15 protein-coding genes are annotated in these 18074 nt (G+C 64.6%); 6 read left to right on the top strand and 9 right to left on the bottom strand.

Features of this window, described 5'->3' with window-relative positions:
• Positions 1–15 precede the first annotated feature (15 nt).
• A complete protein-coding gene (locus tag ACFSC3_RS03505) occupies positions 16–1134 on the bottom strand; it encodes a hypothetical protein (RefSeq protein WP_380938794.1) in 1119 nt (372 codons plus the stop codon).
• Positions 1131–1973 carry a hypothetical protein gene (locus ACFSC3_RS03500; RefSeq protein ID WP_380938792.1) on the bottom strand — a complete coding sequence of 281 codons (843 nt, stop codon included), beginning with the start codon at positions 1971–1973 and terminating at the stop codon, positions 1131–1133. The genes ACFSC3_RS03505 and ACFSC3_RS03500 overlap by 4 nt, the downstream gene beginning before the upstream one ends.
• 319 nt (positions 1974–2292) lie before the next feature.
• On the opposite strand from ACFSC3_RS03500, the gene ACFSC3_RS03495 reads away from it, so the two are divergent.
• A complete protein-coding gene (locus tag ACFSC3_RS03495) occupies positions 2293–4227 on the top strand; it encodes a hypothetical protein (protein WP_380938790.1) in 1935 nt (644 codons plus the stop codon).
• Positions 4228–4235: 8 nt separating this feature from the next.
• On the opposite strand, the gene sdhA is transcribed toward ACFSC3_RS03495, so the two are convergent.
• Genes sdhA through sdhC form a run of 3 tightly spaced genes read right to left on the bottom strand, consistent with a single transcriptional unit; the run spans position 4236 to position 6844 of the window.
• Positions 4236–6038 (bottom strand): succinate dehydrogenase flavoprotein subunit, encoded by a 1803-nt coding sequence (sdhA, locus tag ACFSC3_RS03490; RefSeq protein WP_380938788.1) that lies wholly within the window; start codon positions 6036–6038, stop codon positions 4236–4238.
• On the bottom strand, positions 6038–6424 hold the full coding sequence (gene sdhD / locus ACFSC3_RS03485) for a succinate dehydrogenase, hydrophobic membrane anchor protein (protein ID WP_380938786.1): 387 nt from the start codon (positions 6422–6424) through the stop codon (positions 6038–6040). The genes sdhA and sdhD overlap by 1 nt, the downstream gene beginning before the upstream one ends.
• Before the next feature lie 3 nt (positions 6425–6427).
• Positions 6428–6844, bottom strand: coding sequence for a succinate dehydrogenase, cytochrome b556 subunit (gene sdhC, locus ACFSC3_RS03480; RefSeq protein ID WP_380938784.1), 417 nt, complete (start codon positions 6842–6844; stop codon positions 6428–6430).
• 157 nt (positions 6845–7001) lie between these two features.
• On the opposite strand from sdhC, the gene gyrB reads away from it, so the two are divergent.
• Positions 7002–9494 carry a DNA topoisomerase (ATP-hydrolyzing) subunit B gene (gene gyrB / locus ACFSC3_RS03475; RefSeq protein ID WP_380938782.1) on the top strand — a complete coding sequence of 831 codons (2493 nt, stop codon included), beginning with the start codon at positions 7002–7004 and terminating at the stop codon, positions 9492–9494.
• A gap of 736 nt (positions 9495–10230) precedes the next feature.
• On the opposite strand, the gene ACFSC3_RS03470 is transcribed toward gyrB, so the two are convergent.
• Positions 10231–12027 carry a DUF885 domain-containing protein gene (locus tag ACFSC3_RS03470; RefSeq protein WP_380939659.1) on the bottom strand — a complete coding sequence of 599 codons (1797 nt, stop codon included), beginning with the start codon at positions 12025–12027 and terminating at the stop codon, positions 10231–10233.
• Between the two features lie 17 nt (positions 12028–12044).
• On the bottom strand, positions 12045–12371 hold the full coding sequence (locus ACFSC3_RS03465) for a hypothetical protein (protein WP_380938780.1): 327 nt from the start codon (positions 12369–12371) through the stop codon (positions 12045–12047).
• 173 nt (positions 12372–12544) lie between these two features.
• On the opposite strand from ACFSC3_RS03465, the gene ACFSC3_RS03460 reads away from it, so the two are divergent.
• The 4 genes from ACFSC3_RS03460 to ACFSC3_RS03445 all read left to right on the top strand — a co-directional run bounded on the left by ACFSC3_RS03460 (position 12545) and on the right by ACFSC3_RS03445 (position 15508).
• Positions 12545–13042: an EF-hand domain-containing protein gene (locus ACFSC3_RS03460; RefSeq protein WP_380938778.1), complete on the top strand. Its 498-nt coding sequence runs from the start codon at positions 12545–12547 to the stop codon at positions 13040–13042.
• Positions 13043–13075: 33 nt separating this feature from the next.
• On the top strand, positions 13076–14014 hold the full coding sequence (locus ACFSC3_RS03455; protein WP_380938776.1) for a cation diffusion facilitator family transporter: 939 nt from the start codon (positions 13076–13078) through the stop codon (positions 14012–14014).
• A 161-nt stretch (positions 14015–14175) separates the two neighbouring features.
• Complete coding sequence (gene tgt / locus ACFSC3_RS03450) at positions 14176–15303, top strand: tRNA guanosine(34) transglycosylase Tgt (protein ID WP_380938774.1); 1128 nt, start codon at positions 14176–14178, stop codon at positions 15301–15303.
• Between the two features lie 10 nt (positions 15304–15313).
• Positions 15314–15508, top strand: coding sequence for a hypothetical protein (locus tag ACFSC3_RS03445; RefSeq protein ID WP_380938772.1), 195 nt, complete (start codon positions 15314–15316; stop codon positions 15506–15508).
• Between the two features lie 42 nt (positions 15509–15550).
• Here ACFSC3_RS03445 and ACFSC3_RS03440 read toward each other — a convergent pair whose 3' ends face one another.
• A complete protein-coding gene (locus ACFSC3_RS03440; protein WP_380938770.1) occupies positions 15551–15889 on the bottom strand; it encodes a hypothetical protein in 339 nt (112 codons plus the stop codon).
• A 128-nt stretch (positions 15890–16017) separates the two neighbouring features.
• On the bottom strand, positions 16018–17760 hold the full coding sequence (locus ACFSC3_RS03435) for a DUF885 domain-containing protein (protein ID WP_380938768.1): 1743 nt from the start codon (positions 17758–17760) through the stop codon (positions 16018–16020).
• Positions 17761–18074 lie beyond the last annotated feature (314 nt).

The raw sequence follows: 18074 nt of genomic DNA, 5'->3' as shown, positions 1-18074 counted from the left end.
ACAATATGCATATCTTTATATCGCTTTGCGCAGAGTAGATATTCCGATTTTTAACGGCGTCGTGCGTGCATGGTCGAGAGCGTACATCACGCAACGCATAATATCCGGCCTCACATGGTGCCATGGCATTCTAAACTTTGCCACTTCTCGAACAAATGCTGAAGAAAATCTTACAATTCCTCCGGAACTCAACTCGACGGTTTTCAACAAGGATGGCACATCGTCCTTGCTTAACAACTTTAGATCGATGACTCTTATGTCAGCATCACTGAAGTAACTTTTCCGCCATTCGCTGGTTATTAGATCTCTATCTGCTGTAAACATGATAAACTTCAACGCCTGTTTCATGCGCGATATCTGAGATATCTGATCACGCATCGATTTTAGATTGTGACATTCAGCATAATACTCTATTGCCGCATAGACATTTACAATTCTATGATACTTTCTAATATTTGTTAGAATCCTGGACATCTGGCGAGACACTTCTTGACGATCCCGGATCCTTCTCGGGACATCTCGAAACGGTAACTCCATTTGATTGACTGTATAATCGCTTGAAAAATCTTTTTCATAGGCTCCAGGAAACGAGTTAATTATTTCCGCTATAGCCGAACTAATTATATCATCGCCTGATGGCTTTAGGATAGCAGCATCTCGCTTGAGATAACCACGCCGGCTCGATACCACATTGGTTTTGAATAATTCAATGTCGCTGCTTTCAATAATATTATTGAATTGATTATAGTTTCCTATAATATTTATCACGCGTACTGAAGCATAAATCGCATCAAGAAATTGTTTTGTGACAGCTTTTATATCTAGTCCAGGCTTGGCATCGACAATTGAATCCTCTATCTGTGCGCGCAGCTTTGTTCGGTTTGTTATAGGCCTCATCTCAGAACTAAACTTTGTACTCCCGTCAAGAATTGCCCCCTCAAAGTTTATCTTGGATATATCAATCCCTGATAAATCTTGATTACGCAGGTCGAGCCCTGATATACTAGAGAATTTAAATATATCAGACAATGGTATGCCAGCTACTGCGGCAAGATCCCTTATCTGATTGCTATCAGCCCTAATGATACGGCAGATTTTTTGCTCATCCCAAAATTTTGAAGCAGAAGTAATCATGATTTTCTAAACTCGGATATAGCCTCTCCCAGATGCACAATAGCGAACGGGTTGTGCAAATCGCTGCCAGGAAGCCCCTCACTCATCAGAGATTTTCGAAGATACTCCTGGATCACAAACCTCTTCGGCGATGCTTCTGGCATAGTTATCCAAGTGCCGTTTTGACCTTTGATTTTGATGTCATGAAACACTAGATCTTCCTGCCTACATATCACGTAAATACTGAGCATCGATAGCATCTCAGCAGAGGCGTGATTTTTATTCATTATTAGTTTGGCAAGCGATATTTCATCCTCGTCCCACGGTTGCCCGTAAAGTACCTCCGCGTCCTTGACGCGGGGAGCATCCTCTCGAGGTTTTAGTATCCATCCTGGTCGGGTAGGATCATTCCGCGAAAATGATACATTTATTGTTTTACTTGATTCTTCAGCTTTCGATTCTACCGACCCGGATATAGAATCTTCGCTCGATCTTTCTGAACTAAACGAAAGCTTCGGACTTTTAGAAGCTTCCAGGTCAGAGCTACGCGACCTAATATTTTTACGACCTGCATTTTTTAAGGTTTTACGCTCAACTGAGATGCTTTTGTCGCCGCGCCATAGGTGCGCTGGGTCAAACTTGAAGGATTTAGGTTCCGATTGACGGAGGATTAATTCGGCCTTTCTTAAGGACAATCGAAATGCAACCTCGTCGTCTGATTGGCCACCTAATCGAGCTTCGTCAAAATTAACGTAAGCTCTGAGATCGACATGCCCCGTGACGGTCGATTCACCATGCCAAGCATCAATGCTAATTAACCCCTGCAATTGACGTAAGCGGTTATGCGTGTTCTCTGCCATTCGAGGATGATGCGTGCATCCTGGATAATTGGCAACAGTTGACCGGCAGAAAGGAAGCCAGGTTAAAATCGTTACTTAGAAATCCTCGAAGACGTACAATTACCATCGCAGCTAAGCCGCTCAGCATCTGGCTGGTTCGGCGCCTCCCCGTTCGCGCGCAGCTTCGCTGCGCTCTCGCGGCGCCGAACAAATAGGAACTTTCCTAGTTGGAAATCCTCGTATAACTGGTCTCCCCTCTTGAACAGGAGGGACCCATGCGACACCCATCTCGCCCCCGGCCGACCGGCCCCGCGCTCCGCCCAGCCGAGGGAGGGCGCGCATGACGATCATGTCCGCGATGCCCGGCATCACCGCCCCGCCGCTCCCCGGCCGTCCGCGCGCCGATGCCGCCACGGTCGGCACCCGCCCTCTCTCCGCCACCCGCACCGCGCACCCCCGCGACGACGATGACGACGCCCCCTGGCCCTATGGCTCGCCGGAGATCGACCTCGACGAGGTGGCGGAGGATTTCGCGCTCGCTGCCGCGCGCGAAGGGCCGCAGTTCACACGGTCGCGGCGGGCGGATGGCTGGACGCCCGATCGGCAGCGCGCCTTCCTCGACTATATCGCGCAAGGGTTGACCGTATCGGACGGGGCGACGCTCGTCGGGCTGTCGGCGACCTCCGCCTATGCCTTTCGCCAGCGTGCGGCGGGCGCGGCGTTTGCGGTCGGGTGGCAGGCGGCGTTGCTGCTCCAGCGCAACCGGCTCGTCGACGAGCTGACGTCGCGCGCCTTTCGCGGCAACACCGATACCGTGACCAACCATAAGGGCGAGACGGTGGAGCGTCACCGCCACGACAATCGCCTGGCGCTCGCGCTGCTGACCCGGCTCGACAAGATCGCCGCGGCCGAGCTGCCGGACCGCACCGACGACGCGCGTGCGGCCCGGCTCGCGGCGCAGGACTGGGACCGCTATCTCGACCTGATCGGTGCCGATGCGTCGCCGGCGCAGGCCGGGCTGTTCCTGTCGCTGCGTTCGACCGAGGGCGAGTCGGCCGCGATCGCCCCGATCGTCGCGCTCGCCCGCGCCGACCTCTACCGCCGCACGGGGGCCAGCCATGTCGGCGAGGTGCAGGTCCACGACCTCGACCCCGCGCGGCGGCATGCATGGTCGGCCGATGACTGGGCGCGCGCGGAGGCCGGCGGGCTGGTATCGCTCGCCGCCCCGGCGCCGACGCCCGAGAGTGCGGGCAGCTCTCAACTTCCTCAACATTCGGACGCGGAGTCGCGCGGCGTCTGGTGGTCCGACTTCCACGACGACTGGCGCACCGCCTTCCCCCCGCCGCCCGGTTTCGACGGCGCGGAAGAGGGGCAGTACGGCGGCGCGCACTATCAGCGGGCACTGAGCGACGACGAACTGGCCGTGGTCGAGGCTTGGGAAGCGCGCGAGATCGAGGCACAGCGCGTGCCCGAGGAAACGGCGCGGGTGCGGTTCTTTGCCGAGTTGGCGGGGGAGAGTGTGGACGCGGGCTCCGGCGACGGGCGGAGTACTGGCGAGCGGGAGGCTGCGGTGGCGGCGGCTTCGGCCGGTGTCGGGGCACGGGCGGAGATCGGCGGGGACGTCCCCCTCCCCGTTCGTGCTGAGCGTGTCGAAGGCGCGGAGTCATCACCCCACCCCGTTCGTGCTGAGCTTGTCGGAGCACTGCCCAGTTCTTCGGGCCGCAAGCGCAACGCAGGTGGAGGCGCCGCGCCCCGCCCCCGAACCGTTCGCGCTGAGCCTGTCGAAGCACGGCCCTGCTCTTCAGGCCGAAAGCGCGACAGGAGCGAAGGCGCTGAGCCCCCGCCCCAAACCGTTTGTGCTGAGCCTGTCGAAGCATTGCCCTGCTCTTCGGGCGACCAGGGCGAAGCGGGCGTAGGCGCGAACCCCTCATCCCCCACCGTTCGTGCTGAGCTTGTCGAAGCACCGCTCTTCGGGCCGCGAGCGATGGGCAAGGAAGAAAGGCAGCCCTTCGACGGGGTCAGGGCGAACGGGTGTGGGGCGGGTTCAGACCGCCCCACCGGCCCCGACGCGGGAGTAAATCCCGCATCGTCGGACGGCGCTGTAGCGCCGCCGGCCGGCCGTGCCGCAAGCGCAGGCGCAGCGGACGCTACGCCCTGGCCGGCACGTCCCACCGGCCCCGCCGCGGGAGTAAATCCCGCGTCGTCGGACGGCGCTGCGGCGCCGCCGGCCGGAGCCGGCACGGTGGTGCGCGTCCGTAGCTTCGCTACGGACTAGCGTGCCGGTTAGTACACCCGCTTCTTCGGCTCGATATACGCCACGTCGTCGGTCAGCGTGTAATCATGCACCGGCCGGTAATCGATCGCCACCGATCCGCCCTTGCCGCCCCAGCCGTCGAAGGTCGCAATCGTATGCTTCATCCAGTTGGCGTCGTCGCGCTCCGGATAGTCCTCGTGCATGTGTGCGCCGCGGCTTTCCTTGCGGTTTTCGGCGCAGCGGATCGTCACGACGGCCTGGCCGATCAGATTGTCGAGCTCCAGCGTCTCGATCAGATCGGTGTTCCAGATCAGCGAGCGGTCGGTGATGCCGATGTCGCCCATACCCTGATAGACCTGGTCCATGTGCGCGACACCCTCGGCGAGCAGCTTGCTGTCGCGGAACACCGCGGCGTGGCGCTGCATCGTCTTCTGCATGTCGGCGCGGATCGTCGCGGTCGGCGTCCCGCCCTTGGCCTGCCGGAAATGGTCGAGGCGGGCCAGCGCCATGTCCTCCGCCCCCTTGGGCAGGGCGTCGTGCGCCGTGTTGGGCTTGATGATCTCCTTGAGGCGCAGACCGGTCGCACGGCCGAAGACCACGAGGTCGATCAGCGAATTGGAGCCCAGGCGGTTGGCGCCGTGGACCGAAACGCAGGCCGCCTCGCCGACCGCGAACAGGCCGGGCACGACGCTGTCCGGGTCGCCATTCTGGTTGCGGACGACTTCGCCGTGATAGTTACAGGGGATGCCGCCCATGTTGTAGTGGACGGTCGGCACCACCGGCAGCGGCTTGCGGGTCAGGTCGACGCCGGCGAAGACCTTGCCGGTCTCGGTGATGCCGGGCAGGCGCTCGGCCAGGACCTTGGGGTCGATATGGTCGAGGTGGAGGAAGATATGATCCTTCTCCTTGCCGACGCCGCGGCCCTCGCGGATCTCCATGGCCATCGAGCGCGAAACGACGTCGCGGCTGGCGAGGTCCTTGGCCGAGGGGGCATAGCGCTCCATGAAGCGCTCGCCCTCGGAGTTGGTCAGGTATCCGCCCTCGCCGCGCGCACCCTCGGTGATGAGCACGCCGGCACCGTAGATACCGGTCGGGTGGAACTGGACGAACTCCATGTCCTGCAGCGGCAGGCCGGCGCGCAGCACCATCGCATTGCCGTCGCCGGTGCAGGTGTGCGCCGACGTCGCCGACTGGTACACGCGACCGCCGCCGCCGGTCGCCAGCACCACGGCATGGCTGCGGAAACGGTGGATGCTGCCATCCTCCATGCACAGAGCGATGACACCGCGGCAGGCGCCGTTCTCCATGATCAGGTCGAGCGCGAAATATTCGATGTAGAAGTCGGCGTCATACTTCAGGCTCTGCTGGTAGAGCGCGTGGAGCATGGCGTGGCCGGTGCGGTCGGCCGCGGCGCAGGTGCGCTGCACGGGCGGGCCGGCGCCCATGTTCTGCATGTGCCCGCCGAACGGGCGCTGGTAGATGGTGCCGTCCTCGTTACGGCTGAACGGCACGCCGGCGTGCTCCAGCTCGTACACCGCCTGCGGCGCGTTGCGCACCATATATTCGATCGCGTCCTGGTCGCCGAGCCAGTCGGAGCCCTTGACGGTGTCGTACATGTGCCACGACCAATGGTCGGGCGAATTGTTACCGAGCGAGGCCGCGATGCCGCCCTGCGCCGCGACCGTGTGGCTGCGCGTCGGGAACACCTTGGTGATGCAGGCGGTCTTGAGGCCCGCTTCGGCCGCGCCCATGGTGGCGCGCAGGCCCGACCCACCCGCGCCGACGACGACCGCGTCGTAGGTGTGGTCGATGATCTTGTAGCTCTCGGCCATTACTTCAGGCTTCCGGTGAAGGCGATCTTGAGGATCGAGAAGATGGCGGTCGCCGCGGCGCCCACCGTGAAGATGTTGAGCAGGATCAGCGCGGCGATACGGCTGGCGTCATGCTGATAATCCTCGATCACCACCTGCAACCCCAGGCGGAAGTGATAGAAGACCGACACGACCAGCAGGACCAGCGGCAGCGCGGTCCAGGGCGTCGACAGCCACTTGGCGACGTCGTCCAGGCCGTAACCCGGCAGGCGGGCGATGCTGATAAAGAACCACAGCATCAGCAGCAGGTTGGTGCCCGCCGTCAGCCGCTGGTGCCACCAGTGATGCGTGCCTTCCTTGGCACTGCCCAGACCGCGGACGCGGCCGATCGAGGTTCCGTTACCCATGTTTCAGCGCCCCAGCACGATATAGGCCCAGAAGGCCGCGGTCGCGACGACCGAGAAGATCAGCGTGGCGAGTGCCGACTGCTTGTTGGCCCTGAGCTCGAAATTCGCGCCCAGGTCCATGAACAGGTGGCGGATGCCGTTCGCCATATGCTGGAAGAACGCCCAGGTCAGCCCGACGCCCAGCACCCAGCCGACGACGTTCAGGCGGCCGTTGGCCAAAGTGAACACGTCGAGGAACGTCGCATAGGCCTCCTCCCCCGCCGCGGCGGCGGCAAGCCACCAGACGAACAGGATCGTCCCCACCGTCGCGAGGCCGCTGCCGGTCGCCCGGTGCAGGATCGAGACGAGCATATGCGGACCCCAGGTATAGACCTGGAGATGCGGGGCCCGTGGGCGGGCGGGATTGGATGCGGTGGCCAAGAGGCTGGGTCCTTACTCGTCGCAATACGGATCGCCGAACCCATTGGCGCGGGCGAAACCGCGATGCAAGGCGTCTTGCCCTTGTTGCGAATCGATTGCGGTACGGGGATGCCCCATTTCGCTTCCGTTCTTACCGCCCGATGCCTATATGCTCGGCATGGCTGACACTCCCGAAACGACCCCGAATACGAACGATTATGGCGCCTCCTCGATCAAGGTGCTGAAAGGCCTCGACGCCGTCCGCAAGCGGCCGGGCATGTATATCGGTGATACCGACGACGGGTCGGGCCTGCACCACATGGTGTTCGAAGTCAGCGACAACGCCATAGACGAGGCGCTGGCGGGTCACTGCGACCGCATCGTCATCCAGCTGAACGCCGACGGCTCCGTCAGCGTCGAGGACAATGGCCGCGGCATCCCGACCGGCATCCATCCGGAGGAAGGCGTGTCGGCGGCCGAGGTCATCATGACCCAGCTCCACGCCGGCGGAAAGTTCGAGAATACGTCGGACGACAATGCGTACAAGGTGTCGGGCGGTCTGCACGGCGTCGGTGTGTCGGTGGTCAACGCGCTCAGCGAGTTCCTCGACCTGACCATCTGGCGCGACGGGCAGGAGCATTATATGCGCTTCGCCCATGGCGACGCCGTCGCCCCGCTGAAGGTCGTGGGGCCGGCGCCGGAGGGCAAGAAGGGCACGAAGGTCACCTTCCTCGCCAGCCCGCAGACGTTCAAGATCACGGAATACGACTTCGAGAAGCTGGAGCATCGCTACCGCGAGCTCGCCTTCCTCAATTCGGGCGTCCGCCTGTTCCTGCGCGACGCGCGGCATGAAGAGGCGAAGGAGGTCGAGCTGTTCTACGAAGGCGGGATCGCCGCGTTCGTGAAGTGGCTGGACCGCAACAAGACCCCGCTGATGCCCGATCCGGTGGCGATCGCGGGAACGCGCGACGACGTGACGATCGACGTCGCGTTGGAGTGGAACGACTCCTATTATGAGAACGTCCTCGCCTTCACCAACAACATCCCCCAGCGCGACGGCGGCACCCATATCGCCGCCTTCCGCGCCGCGCTGACGCGGACGATCAACAACTACGCCGACAAGTCGGGACTGTTGAAGAAGGAAAAGGTCACGCTGACCGGCGACGACATGCGCGAGGGCCTGACCGCGATCGTCAGCGTCAAGCTGCCCGATCCGAAATTTTCGTCGCAGACCAAGGACAAGCTGGTCTCCTCCGAAGTCCGCCAGCCGCTTGAAAGCCTGATGGCCGACAAGATGGCCGAATGGCTGGAGGAAAATCCCGCGACCGCCAAGGCGATCATCCAGAAGGTGATCGACGCCGCCGCCGCGCGTGAAGCCGCGAAGAAGGCGCGCGAGCTGACCCGGCGCAAGGGCGTGATGGACATCGCCTCGCTGCCCGGCAAGCTCGCCGACTGCCAGGAACGCGACCCCGCCAAGTCCGAACTGTTCCTGGTCGAGGGCGATTCGGCCGGCGGCTCGGCCAAGCAGGGCCGTGATCGCCATTATCAGGCGATCCTGCCCCTGCGCGGCAAGATCCTGAACGTCGAGCGCGCGCGCTTCGACCGGATGCTGTCCAGCCGCGAGATCGGCACGCTGATCCAGGCGATGGGCACCGGCATCGGCCGCGACGACTTCAACCTGGAGAAGCTGCGCTATCACAAGGTCGTCATCATGACCGACGCAGACGTCGACGGCGCGCACATCCGCACGCTGCTGCTGACCTTCTTCTACCGCCAGATGCCGGAGATCATTCAGGCCGGCCACCTCTACATCGCCCAGCCGCCGCTCTACAAAGCCGCGAAGGGCCGGTCCGAGGTGTACCTCAAGGACGACGCCGCGCTCGACCAGTATCTGGTCGATGCGGGCGTGGGCACGATGGTGCTGGAGACGGCAGGCGGCGCACGCTCGGGCGACGACCTGCGCACTCTGGTCGACCATGCCCGCCGGATGCGCACGCTGATGCGCTTCGTCCCGCGCCGCTACGACGCCAACATCGTCGAGGCGCTGGCGCTGGCCGGCGCGCTCGATCCCGAAGCGTCGCGCGAAGCCCGTCTGGAGCGGCTGTCGGCCGTCACCCAGCGTCTCGACCAGACCGACAGCGACGCGCGGTGGAGCGCCCAGATGTCGGAAGAAGGCGGCTATCACTTCCAGCGCATCTGGCGCGGCGTGACCGACCATCACATCATCGAGGCGGCGTTCCTCGGCTCGGCGGAAGGGCGCAAGCTCCACGCGCTGGCGGCGGAAGCGGCGGAAAACTACGTCACGCTCGGTAAGCTGGTCCCGCTCAAGTCGGCGACTCAGGCCGACGAAGACACGGGCGAGGACGACACGCCCGTCGCCGCCGGCAAGGGCGAGCGCCTGATCGCCCGCCCCTCGCAACTGCTCGACGCCGTACTGTCGACCGGTCGCAAGGGCCTCAGCATCCAGCGCTACAAGGGTCTGGGCGAAATGAACGCCGAACAGCTGTGGGAAACCACGCTCGACCCTGCCAACCGCTCGATGCTCCAGGTCGAGATCGACCAGGCTGACGTGGCGGACGAAATCTTCACCCGCCTGATGGGCGACGTGGTCGAACCGCGCCGCGAATTCATCCAGGAAAACGCGCTGACGGTGGCGAATCTGGACGTTTGAGGGGGGCGCCGCCCCCCGCCCCGGCCCCTCTCCGTTCGTGCTGAGCTTGTCGAAGCACTGCCTTTCTTCGTGCCGTAAAGTCTGAGGCTCGAAGAAGGACAGCCCTTCGACAAGCTCAGGGCGAACGGATTGGGGGGCGGGACAGGCACGCTCAACACCGTTCGTGCTGAGCGAAGTCGAAGCACCGTATTTAGGTTTGCCGGCCCAACGTTCGCGGTGAAACGCCTGTCGGCCACCTCGCCAAACGAAACGCGGAGGCTCGACCGTCTAGGGCTGCTCCAGGCAAACCAGTGCTCCCGCGCAGGCGGGAGCCCAGAGCCGCAGACAAACCGCTCGCCCACTCTGGACTCCGCCTGCGCGGAAGCACGCCGTCCCCGGAACCAAGGGTGGCACCTCCTCCGACCAGACAGTCCACCCGACCGGCGATTGCAATGTTGGAAGCCATTTGCTTGGCTCCTGACAGGTCCAACGACCCTTGCTCTTTGACGCCGTGAAGCCCCTGTCGAACCTATGCTCGCACTTAGGGTCGGTTCCGATCAGCCTTCTCCAACCGTTCGTGCTGAGCGAAGTCGAAGCACATTGCGGAGAGCTGCCCTTCGACTTCGCTCAGGGCGAACGAGGGTGAACAAAGCTGATCGCTCTGGGCTCTGAAAGTGGCAAAGGTGACAAAAGTGACGAAGGCTGACGAATTGACCGCGGTATCGCAACTTTTGCCGCGCCGCCGCCAGCCCTCAACTCACCCCATCCGCGCCCTCACCACCCGCTCCAGCACTGCCAAGGGCATGCCGCCCAGCGACAGCACCGCATGGAACTGCCGCGGGTCCCACCGTGCGCCCGCACTGGCCTTGGCCGCATCGCGCAGCTCGACCCATTTGGTGTGGCCGATCTTGTAGCTGGTCGCCTGCCCCGGCCAGACGACATAGCGGTCGATCTCGTTCTGGCTGCGGTTCTGCGCAATACCGGTCGTCGCCATCAGATAGTCGGTTGCCTTCTCCCGGCTCCAGCGCTTGGCATGCAGCCCGGAATCGACCACCAGCCGCGTCGCGCGGAACAGCAGCGACTGGAGGTAGCCGACCTGCCCCAGCGGATCGCCGTCGAACATGCCCATCTCGTCGGCCAGCTGCTCCGAATAGAGCGCCCAGCCCTCGCCATAGCCGCTGAAATAGCTGCGGCGGCGGATCAGCGGGATGCTGTCGCTCTCCAGCGCGGTCATCACCTGCAAATGATGCCCCGGCACCGCTTCGTGATGGCTGAGCGTCGCCAGCCCGAACTTCGGCCGGTCGAACGTGTCCTTCAGGTTGATGAAATAGACGCCGGGCCGCGACCCGTCGACGGTCGCCGCCTGATAATAGCCGCCCGGCGCGCCCGCCTCGATCGCCGGCGGCACGCGGCGCGCGACGACCTGGGCTTTCGGCACATAGCTGAACTGCTCGGGCAGCCGCTTCGCCATCGCCGCGATCTGCGTGTCGAGCAGTGCGACCAGTGCGGCCTTGCCCGCGTCGGTATTGGGGAACAGCTGGTCGGGCCGCTGGTTGAGCGCGACCAGCCGCTCGCCGACCGTCCCCTTGGTCATTCCCTGCCGCTTCAGGATCGCATCGATCCGCGCGCCGATCTCCGCGACCTGCGCCAGCCCCAGCCGGTGGATCTCGTCCCCCGTCAACGGCACCGTACTCGCCGCCTCGGCCAGATGCGCATAGAGCGCCTGCCCCTGCGGCAGTCGCCAACAGCCGGCATCATGCGTCGCCTTGGCACGCAACTCGGTCACCAGCGCCCGCTGGCGATCGAGCGCCGGGAAGACGGCGCTGGCCATGATCGCTTCGGCCTTCGCGCCCCGGTCCGGAGACAGACCCGCGGCGCTCAGCTTGGCAACGAAGCCCTTGACGGGCGTCGTCTCGGCGGCCGGCTTGTCGCGCAGTTCGGCCAGCAGCACCGCCATCCGGTCGAGGACGAAATCGGGCGGCGCGACGCCCTTGGCAGCATCCTCGCGGGTGCGGGCGACGCTCTGGTCGATCGCCCGCGCAAACGCCGACAGCCGCGCAAGATAGGCATCGGCATCCGCCGCGGTCGCGACCCGGTGCTGGCCGTCGAGGAATTCGGGAATCGAGCGATACGGTCCCGACAGCTGCGACAGCACATAAGGCGAATTGCCCGATCCATAGTCGAACGCGCCGCGCTGGATCGCCAGCTTCAGCTGATAGTCGACCACGTCATAGTCGATCTTCGCGGTGTCGGAGAGGGTGGCACGGTCGATGCGTCGGAGCGCCGCCTGCTCGGCGCGGCTGCGCGCCAGCGACCGTGCCGAGCCGCTGCGGCTCTCGTCGCCCAGCTGCGAGCGCAAGCCGGCCCGAGCCTGGGTATCCAGCCCCAGCGACGTCGCCTGCTCCGGCCGCTCGGCCAACCGGTCGTAGAAAAAGCGGTCGAGCAGCGCACGCAACGCCGCATCCCCTGACCCGGCCTGCGCCGTCGCGACATTGGGCGCCAGCGCGACCGCCGCCGCCGCACCGCCACCCGCCAGCAGCGCACGGCGATCGATACCCGATTGCATGTCGGTCACTTGATCGCGTCGAGATTGGTCTTGAGCTTGCCGAGCACTTCCGGCGTCAGCAGCGTCGGTGCCATCGCCGCGAGCTGGTTGAAGCTCATCGCCTTCGCCATCTCGTAGCTCGGATGCGCCTCGATCCCCGGCAGCACAGCGTCGACCGCCGCCTTGCCCTTGGCATCCGCCATCAGCGTCTCGACCGGCGTGTCGAGCGAGAACTTCGCCGCCGTTGCGGGTGCCGCGGCAGGGGCGGCCGGCGCCGCATGATTCGCATGGTCCTGCGCCGCGAGCGGCATCGTCAGGCAGGCAGCAGACAGCAGGAACAGGGCAGGCTTCATCGCTAACATCCTCAGATGGCGTCCTCTTCGGCCCGCTGCCGGGGACGCCTGGACGCGACGGTAACGTGCCGGCGCCGATGTGCAACCGCTCGCCGGCTTTGCCTCGGGTCGCTTCCGGTCTAGACGATGGGAGGGTCGCTACGGCGCCGTGTATGTTTGAGAGGTCCCGTCCGATGATCGCCGTCCTTCTGATGCTGACCGCCGCGCAAGCCGCCGTGCCGCCGCAGGCGGGCGTGCCGGTCGATCCCTATCGTCCCGCTCCCGCGACGATCGTCGCCGAACCCGTCGCGCTGTTCATCGCCGGCATGGACCACGACCGCGACGGCCGCACGACTGCCGCCGAACTGCGCGAGGGCCTGACCGAAGTGACGCGCGGCACGCCCGGCTTCGCGACCGGAATCGGCTACATCGCCTATTCGGACTGGGCGGAACGCTACCTCGGTGACCGCAATGCCGTGCCGACGCCGTTCGACCTCGACCGCAACGGCGACCAGAAGGTGACGTTCGACGAACTCGCCGACCGCTTCGATACGCTGTTCGCCCGGTTCGACGCCAACAAGGACGGCGCCGTCTCCCGCGCCGAACTGCTGACCGTCCGCACAACGCCCTACAACCGCCCCGACGGCGACCGCCGCGGCCGGCGCGGCGGTGGACGCCCGCAGGAGCGTTGAGACGCTGCGCTCGAACGGCTAAGCGGGACGGATATGGGCGGGCACCACCACGATCACGGCCATGCGCATGGCCACGGGCATCACCACGGCCCCGGCCATTCGCACGCACCCGCCGATTTCGGCCGCGCCTTCGCCATCGGCACCGCGCTCAACCTCGGCTTCGTCGTCGTCGAAACGGCGTTCGGCCTCTGGGCAGACTCGGTCGCACTGCTGGCCGACGCCGGACACAATCTGTCCGACGTCCTCGGCCTGCTGATCGCCTGGGGCGCAGCTACATTCGCCAAGCGCCCGGCGTCGCAGCGCTATACCTATGGGCTGAAAAGCTCATCGATCCTGGCGGCACTCGCCAACGCCGTGCTGTTGATGATCGCGGTCGGCGCGATCCTGCTGGAGACGGTCCAGCGCCTCGGCTCGCCGCCCCCGGTCCAGGGCATGACGATGGTCTGGGTCGCCGCGGCCGGGATCGTCATCAATCTCGGCACCGCGCTGCTCTTCGCCCGCGGCCGCCACGGCGACATCAACATCCGCGGCGCCTATCTCCACATGGCGGCCGATGCGGCGGTGTCGGCCGGCGTCGTCGTCGCCGGGCTTATCATCCTCGCGACCGGCTGGGCGTGGGTCGACCCGCTCGTCAGCCTGGCGATCGTCGCGGTGATCCTGTGGAGCAGCTGGGGCCTGTTCCGCGACTCGCTCGGCATGGCGCTGCTCGCGGTGCCCCCGGGGATCGACCCGGCCAAGGTCTCCGCGTTCCTGACCGCCCTCCCCGGCGTCTCCCGCGTCCACGACCTCCATATCTGGCCGATGTCGACGACGGAAAGCGCGCTGACCGCCCACCTCGTCATGCCCGGCGGCCATCCCGGCGACGCGTTCCTGACCGACCTGCAGCATCGCCTCGATCACGACTTCGACATCGGCCACGCGACCATCCAGATCGAAATCGGCCAAGACGGCTGCGCGGTGCATGCGCACTGATCGCCGATCCTCCCCTGTAAGGGGAGGTGGCCGGCGAAGCCGGTCGGAGGGGTGTCACCCTGATCCGGATAGCTGGACACCCCTCCGTCAGGCCTTCGGCCTGCCACCTCCCCTTGCAGGGGAGGATTTGCCTATCCGGTACGCGTCCTTATGAGGCCCGCATGTCCCGTTTCACCTTCACCATCGCCGCGACCGACGGGCGCGCGCGGACCGGCGCCATCCGGATGGAGCGCGGCGAGATCCGCACCCCCGCCTTCATGCCGGTCGGCACCGCCGCCACGGTCAAGGCGGTCAAGCCGGCCGACGTCCGCGCGGCTGGAGCCGACATCATCCTCGGCAACACCTATCACCTGATGTTGCGCCCCGGTGCCGAGCGCGTGCACCGGTTGGGCGGGCTGCATGGCTTCATGGGCTGGGACCGACCGATCCTGACCGACAGCGGTGGCTATCAGGTGATGAGCCTCGCCGACCTGACCAAGCGCAGCGAGGACGGCGTTTCGTTCAAGTCGCACCTCGACGGCACGCGCCACATGCTGTCGCCCGAGCGCTCGATCGAAATCCAGCGCCTGCTCGGCTCGAACATCACCATGGCGTTCGACGAATTGGTGCCGACGACCAGCAGCCGCGAAGTGCAGGCCGCGGCGATGGAGCGGTCGATGCGCTGGGCGCGCCGCAGCTGCGATGCCTTCTTCGCCGCGGAAGAGCACGCCGCGCACAACGCCATCTTCGGCATCCAGCAGGGCGCGCTCGACGAGGGACTGCGCAAGGCGTCGGCCGACGCGCTGATCGACATCGGCTTCGACGGCTATGCGGTCGGCGGCCTCGCGGTCGGCGAGGGGCAGGAGGCGATGTTCGGCTGCCTCGACTTCGCCCCCGGTCAGTTGCCCGCCGACAAGCCCCGCTATCTGATGGGCGTCGGCAAGCCCGACGACATCGTCGGCGCGGTCGAACGCGGGATCGACATGTTCGACTGCGTGCTGCCCACCCGCTCGGGGCGCACGGGCCAGGCCTTCACCCGCACAGGCCCGATCAACATCCGCAATGCGAAGTTCGCCGAGGACACCAGCCCACTCGATCCGGCCTGCGCCTGTCCGGTCTGCGGGACGTGGAGCCGCGCCTACCTCCACCACCTCGTCCGCGCCCAGGAGATCCTCGGCGCGATGCTGATGACCGAGCACAACCTCTGCTTCTATCAGGCGTTGATGGCCGACCTGCGCGGGGCGATCGCCAGTGGCAGTCTCACGACGTTTGCCAACGGCTTCCGCGCGGCATACCACCAGGGAAAATAGGAGAGTAAGCGTGGGCGAAGAGAACCCGACTAACGAGATTGTCGCGGCGGCGCAGGACGCCAAGGCCCGGACGAACAAGGCGCGGCGCAAGGACGACAAGGGTCACTGGCCGCTGAAGGCGATCGGCCTGGGGGTCGGCATCGGTTCGGCCGCGGTCGCCGCCGCGATGCTCTATTCCAACCGCGACCGGCGCGGCGACGATTGAGGCAAGGCCCCGCCGTCTCCGGCGAGGCCCTCCCCCCATCATTTAGCGGTAGCGACGGTCCTGACGGTCGTTCCGCTCATAGCGCACCCGCTGCGACAAGACGTCGAAGCGACGGTCCAGATCGCGACGTTCCCATTGCGACAGGCCGCCCTGGCGATAGCGCTGTTCGAGGCGGACGACCTGGCGGAACTCGCTGCGCAGGCGGGCCGCCTCCGGACGGGTCAGCGAGCCGTTGCGCAAGCCCATCTCGATACGGCGATCGATATTGGCGACGCGGCCGTTGATCGGCTGCCAGTTGCCATAGCCCTGTGCGCTCGCGACCGTCGGGACGGTGGCGGTGGCGATGCCGAGACCGGCGAGCATCAGCGTGAGCTTCTTCATGATACGCACTCCTCTGTAACCAACCCCGTTCGGGGATGAGAGGAAGATGGAACGCAGCTGTCGCAATAGCGTGCCGCAAATGTCGGAAAACTGTCGCGGTTTTGTCGCAGCCCGACGACTTCATTCAGTTAGCTTGCGTTCATTTTCCCTGCGATCCAGGCAGTCACATGGGCGTCCAGCACATCGAGTGGGACCGACCCCTGCTCCAGCACCGCGTCGTTGAAGGCGGCGAGATCGAACTTTGCGCCCAGCGCCGCTTCCGCCTTGCGCCGCAGCTCCAGGATCTTGAGCTCGCCCAGCTTGTACCCCAGCGCCTGACCCGGCCAGGCGATGTATCGGTTGACTTCCGCATCGATATTCGCCGCCGACAGCGCGGTGTTGTCGAGCATGAATTGGACCGCCTGCTCCTTCGTCCAGCCCTCGGCATGGATGCCGGTGTCGACGACCAGCCGACACGCGCGCCACATGTCGTAGCTCAGCCGGCCCATCTTCCGCTCGGGCGTATCATAGAGCCCCATCTCGTTGCCGAGCGTTTCGGCATACAGCGCCCATCCTTCGGTGAACGCCGTGAAATGGGCGAGCCCAGTGCGCAGCGGCGGCAGGTCGAGTTCCTGCTGCAAAGCGATCTGCATGTGATGCCCCGGCACCGCCTCGTGCGCGGTCAGCGACGGCAACTCCCACAAGGGCCGCTGGTCGAGCTTCGACGTGTTGACGTAATAGGTACCGGCGATCCGGTTCTGCGGGCTGCCCTGGCTATAATAGGCGGTCGTCGTCCCCTCCGCCGTCTCCGCCGGGATCGCGCGCACGCCGTAGGGCAGGCGCGGCAAGCGGTTGAATAGCGTCGGCATCTTGCCATCGATGACCTTGGCGACATGCGACGCCGCGGCGAGCAATTCGTCAGGTGTCTTCGCATAGTATTTCTGGTTGGTGCGCAGTTCGGCGACGAACGCCTCGCGCGTGGCAAAGCCGGCGGTCCTAGCGACCCGCTCCATCTCGTCGCGGATGCGCGCGACTTCCTTGAGGCCGATCTGGTGGATCGCGTCCGGATCGAGGTCGGTCGTCGTCTGCTGGCGAACGGCGAAACGGTAATAGTCCTTGCCGCCGGGCTGTGCCGACACGCTGGCGACCTTCGCACAGGCGGGCATGTAGCGGGTGCGGATATAGTCAGCGGCCTTGGTATAGGCAGGGCTCACGCGATCACCGATCACGGTCTTCGCCCGGCGCTGGAGCGCGACCCATTCGGTGTCGGTCGCATCGCGCGGCCTCGTCTTGGCGAAGGGCGCGTAGAAGCGCGAGGCGGTCACATCCACCGTCACCACGCCGCGGATCGCGCCCTCGACCCCGCCCATCGACACGCAAGGCTGGGCATAGCCTTCCTTCACGGCGCGCTCGGTGATGGCGAGCCACGTGTCGTTGAGCCCTGGCAGCTTTTCGAGGCGGGTCAGGTAATTGGCATAGTCCTGCTTCCCACGAAAATTAAGCCGCTCGCCCATCCCGGCCATGCCCTGCCACGGCGAGGAATAGCTGGTGAACAGGATCATCCGCTGACCGAAGCGATTGCCCTCGACCGTCTCCGCCAGCATCCGGCGCAGGATCGCCTTGTTGGTGCGATCGGCGGTCGTCAGACCCGCATCGGGGATGGCATCGAGCCGCTTGAGGAAGATGGTAGCCTGGGCGGCACGGCGATCCTCTGCCGCGAGCGACGGATCACCGAGTTCTGTGTCGTAATTGCGCACGCCGACCGAGGAGGCGAAGGTCGGGCTCTCCCGCAGCGTCCAGGCATAATGATCGGCAAGCAACGCCTTCAGATCATCCGCCGGTGCCGCAGCAGCGGGGGTCGCGACCGCCAGCGCGAGCGCGGCGAAGTTCACGAAGTTCACACCAAGAGCGGGTTTTTGCCGAGCCGAGCCGCTGCGAGTCATTCGTTGCGCGTTCCTGTCCCATCGTTCGGCCGCTGCGACGGCCCTGGGCCGAAGGTGCGCAGGAAAAATCTAACATTGCAATGCGGTTAAATACGGCGACTGCCCCCAATGGTCGTCATGCCGGATCAAGCCCGGCATTATAGTTAGGGGGTACGTCGATCAGCTTTTATCGACCGTTCGTGCTGAGCGAAGTCGAAGCACCTTGTGGAGAGCTGCCCTTCGACTTCGCTCAGGGCGAACGGGAGTGATTAGGGCCGATCGCT

Origin of the sequence: Sphingomonas floccifaciens (genome assembly GCF_042681125.1) — a bacterium.
In the GTDB taxonomy this organism is placed as follows: Bacteria; Pseudomonadota; Alphaproteobacteria; order Sphingomonadales; family Sphingomonadaceae; genus Sphingomonas; species Sphingomonas floccifaciens.
The sequence above is the reverse complement of the archived record's forward strand: the minus strand, read 5'-3'. Positions and strand labels throughout refer to the sequence as shown.

Coding starts and splice junctions, on each gene's coding strand:
- gyrB (WP_380938782.1), top strand. CDS start 7,002: ATGGCTGACACTCCCGAAACGACCCCGAATACGAACGATTATGGCGCC.
- ACFSC3_RS03460 (WP_380938778.1), top strand. CDS start 12,545: ATGATCGCCGTCCTTCTGATGCTGACCGCCGCGCAAGCCGCCGTGCCG.
- ACFSC3_RS03505 (WP_380938794.1), bottom strand. CDS start 1,134: ATGATTACTTCTGCTTCAAAATTTTGGGATGAGCAAAAAATCTGCCGT.
- tgt (WP_380938774.1), top strand. CDS start 14,176: ATGTCCCGTTTCACCTTCACCATCGCCGCGACCGACGGGCGCGCGCGG.
- ACFSC3_RS03465 (WP_380938780.1), bottom strand. CDS start 12,371: ATGAAGCCTGCCCTGTTCCTGCTGTCTGCTGCCTGCCTGACGATGCCG.
- ACFSC3_RS03495 (WP_380938790.1), top strand. CDS start 2,293: ATGACGATCATGTCCGCGATGCCCGGCATCACCGCCCCGCCGCTCCCC.
- sdhA (WP_380938788.1), bottom strand. CDS start 6,038: ATGGCCGAGAGCTACAAGATCATCGACCACACCTACGACGCGGTCGTC.
- sdhD (WP_380938786.1), bottom strand. CDS start 6,424: ATGGGTAACGGAACCTCGATCGGCCGCGTCCGCGGTCTGGGCAGTGCC.
- ACFSC3_RS03500 (WP_380938792.1), bottom strand. CDS start 1,973: ATGGCAGAGAACACGCATAACCGCTTACGTCAATTGCAGGGGTTAATT.
- ACFSC3_RS03455 (WP_380938776.1), top strand. CDS start 13,076: ATGGGCGGGCACCACCACGATCACGGCCATGCGCATGGCCACGGGCAT.
- ACFSC3_RS03440 (WP_380938770.1), bottom strand. CDS start 15,889: ATGAAGAAGCTCACGCTGATGCTCGCCGGTCTCGGCATCGCCACCGCC.